This is a genomic window from Cupriavidus sp. SK-4, from assembly GCF_000611125.1.
In the GTDB taxonomy this organism is placed as follows: Bacteria; Pseudomonadota; Gammaproteobacteria; order Burkholderiales; family Burkholderiaceae; genus Cupriavidus; species Cupriavidus necator.
Window position 1 is genome coordinate 1 of sequence record NZ_JFJW01000159.1, and the last position, 2,964, is coordinate 2,964.

Genomic DNA, 2,964 nt, shown 5'->3' on the forward strand with positions numbered 1-2,964 from the left:
TTCCTTGCGCCCATCGGCGCGGATGCCCAGCCATCGACACTCACAACCTGCTGGAGTACGAGGACTGGATTAAGCGCGGGATGCCTGAGAAAACCATCGGAGCCGGTGCTCAAAGCCCAAAACAATAGCGATGAGCGTCAATTGTGCATCGTCAATCAAGCGACTGCGGCGACGGCAGTTGGGCCGCGAAATTGGCCTGGATGACGCAAATAACAAGGCCGGCATCTCGCCGGCCCCATCGCACTAATTCATAAACCCCTCAATCCGCCTGAATCTTCGCCGCCTTCACCACCCCACCCCAAAGCGCCAGCTCCCGCTGAATCCGATCCCCCAGCGCCTTCGGCGTGCTGATATTGACGTCATACCCCCCAGCCGTCATCCGTTGCCGGAAAGCAGCATCCTCCCCAACCGCCTTCTGCGCCTTGACCAGCTTGTCCACCACATCGGCCGGCAGCTTCTGCGGCCCCACCAGCGCATACCAGCCGGTCAGGTCATAGTCCTTCTGCCCCGACTCGATCATGGTCGGCACGTTCGGCAGCGCCGGGTTGCGGGTCTTCGACGTGACCGCCAGCGCCCGCACCTTGCCGCCATTGATATGCCCGATGGCCGTGCCGGTAATATCGAACATGAACGTCACCTTGCCACTCATCACGTCAGCCATGGCCGGCGCATTGCCCTTGTACGGCACATGCAGCAGCTTCACATTGTTCATCTGAGCCAGCAGTTCCGCGGACAGGTGGTTCGATGCCCCAATGCCGGCCGAGCCGAACGAGACCCCCTCAGGATGCTTGCGCGCATAGTCGACCAGCTCGCCCACATTCTTCGCCGGGAAGTCCTTGTTCACCAGCAGCACGTTGGTGTAATCGGTGATCAGGCCGATATAGGTAAAGTCCTTGACCGGGTTGAAGTTGACCGAGTGCTGGATCAGCGGGGTCATGGTCATGGTCGGGCTGGCGACGAAATACAGCGTGTACCCGTCCGGCGCCGCCTTGGCGGTCATGTCCGCGGCGATCGCACCGCTGGCGCCCGCACGGTTGTCCACCACCACCGGCTGCTTGAGCGCGCGCCCGAGCTGCTCGGCATAGATGCGCGCGGCGGTATCGACCGGGCCGCCCGGCGCGTAGCCCACCAGCAGCTTGACCGGCCGCGACGGGTAGGCGTCGGCGGCCCACGCCGCGCCCTGCAGCAGCAGCGTGGCGGTCAGCGCTGCCAGTGTCGTCCATGTCTTCATTATTGTCTCCTCCAGGTATGGCTGATATTGCCCGGGGCCAGCAGGCCCGGCGGGCGCTTAATCGAGCAAGGCGCGCAGCGGCTGCTTGAGCAGCTTGCCGCTCGCCGTGGTCGGAATCACGTCGACGGTGCGGACCTCGGCCGGGCGCTTGTACGGGGCCAGGCTCTCGCGCAGGTAGGTGTCCAGCGCCTTGCGGTCGAGCTCGGCGCCGTCCTGCATTTCAATGAAGGCCACCACTTCCTCGTTGCCGTCGCCGGTGGTGCGTCCGACCACGGCCGACTGGCGCACGCCGGGGAAGGCATTGATCACCGACTCGACCTCGATCGGGTAGACGTTGAAGCCGGAGCGGATGATCAGGTCCTTGGAGCGGCCGGAGATAAACAGCGCGCCGTCGGCATCCAGGTAGCCCAGGTCGCCGGTATTGAGCCAGCCGCCGGGCAGCAGCGCCTCGGCGGTCTGCTCGGGGTTGCGGTAGTAGCCCAGCATCACGCCCGGGCCGCGCACGCGGATCTGGCCGCGCTCGCCGGCGGGAAGCAGCTTGCCTTCGGCATCGGTGATCTCGATCTCAACGCCTTCGACGATATAGCCGGCCGAGCAGTCGGCGCGCGGGGCTTCCATGCGCGTGATGAAGAGCGAGCCGGCGTATTCGGTGATGCCGTAGCCATGGTGCAGCGCCTGGCCGAACAGGGTTTCGACCTCGCGCTTGAGCGTGGGATCCAGCGGCGCGCCGCCGGTATAGAGGTAGCGCAGGCGCGGATAGGCGCCGGGCTTCGCGCCGACGGTGGGCGCCACCGCCATGATGCGCGTGAACATGGTCGGCACGCCCTGCAGGATGGTGACGCCGGGCGATGCCAGCGATTCGAACACTTCATTGGCGTCGAAGCGCGGGCGCAGGAACAGGCTGGCGCCGGCATACAGCGTGGCCATCAGCACAGTGGCAATGCCGAAGATATGCGACATCGGCAAGGCGCCGTAGGCCACGTCGGCCGGGCCCATGTCGCGCGAGGTGGCGGAGATGCGCGCAAACTGGGTCAGGCCCGCATGCGGCACCATCACGCCCTTGGGCGCGCCGGTGGTGCCGGAGGTATAGATAAGCGTGGCGACGCTGCGGGCCAGCCCGGCCGGCTCGCGCTGCGGCGCGGTGGCCGCGCGCACCACCCGCATGCCAGCGTCGAACACCGGGCAGCCGGTGGCCTGTGCACCCAGCCGCTCGCCGTGCGCCGCGGCCACGTCGGAGACATGGCCGGTGAACAGCACCAGCGCCGGCTGCGCATGATCGCGGATATTGTCGATCTCGCGCGCGGACAGGCGCGCGTTGACCTGGATCGGCCAGGCATGCAGCAGGCTGCTGGCGAACAGCGTGACCACCATCTCGTTGCAGTTCTCGCCGACCACCATCACGCGGTCGCCCTCGCCCACGCCCTGCGCCGCCAGCCAGTCGCGGGCGGCCTCGATGCGCCGCCACAGCTCGCCGTAGCTGATGACGGCGCCGTTCTCGTGCAGGCACGGCGCGTCGGGCGTCTGCGCGGCCCAGTAGCGGGGGATGTCGTGGATATATTCGGGGCGGAAGGAAGACATGGTGCTGGTGGGTCTCTCGATGCAGGCTGAGTCGGATATGCGGCGGAATGCACCCGGCCACATGAAACTGGCTGCATCAGTTTGCGGCAAGCCCCGTGCCGGAGCCATTTGGAATTCACTAAGGCCGTGTTCGTCAACGCCACTGGCCAAAAACC

General features: G+C 66.3%; 2 protein-coding genes. Both read right to left on the minus strand.

Going from position 1 to position 2,964, the window contains the following annotated elements:
* Positions 1-259: 259 nt before the first annotated feature.
* Positions 260-1,231, minus strand: a complete 972-nt coding sequence (locus CF68_RS31095; RefSeq protein ID WP_035826599.1) for a tripartite tricarboxylate transporter substrate binding protein — start codon at positions 1,229-1,231, stop codon at positions 260-262.
* 57 nt (positions 1,232-1,288) lie between these two features.
* The gene (locus CF68_RS31100; RefSeq protein WP_035826602.1) at positions 1,289-2,809 is read right to left on the minus strand and encodes a class I adenylate-forming enzyme family protein; all 1,521 of its coding nucleotides are present in this window, start codon (positions 2,807-2,809) and stop codon (positions 1,289-1,291) included.
* Positions 2,810-2,964: the final 155 nt, after the last annotated feature.

Excerpts from the sequence above, each read along its gene's own strand:
- CF68_RS31095 (WP_035826599.1), bottom strand. The coding sequence starts at position 1,231 with ATGAAGACATGGACGACACTGGCAGCGCTGACCGCCACGCTGCTGCTG.
- CF68_RS31100 (WP_035826602.1), bottom strand. The coding sequence starts at position 2,809 with ATGTCTTCCTTCCGCCCCGAATATATCCACGACATCCCCCGCTACTGG.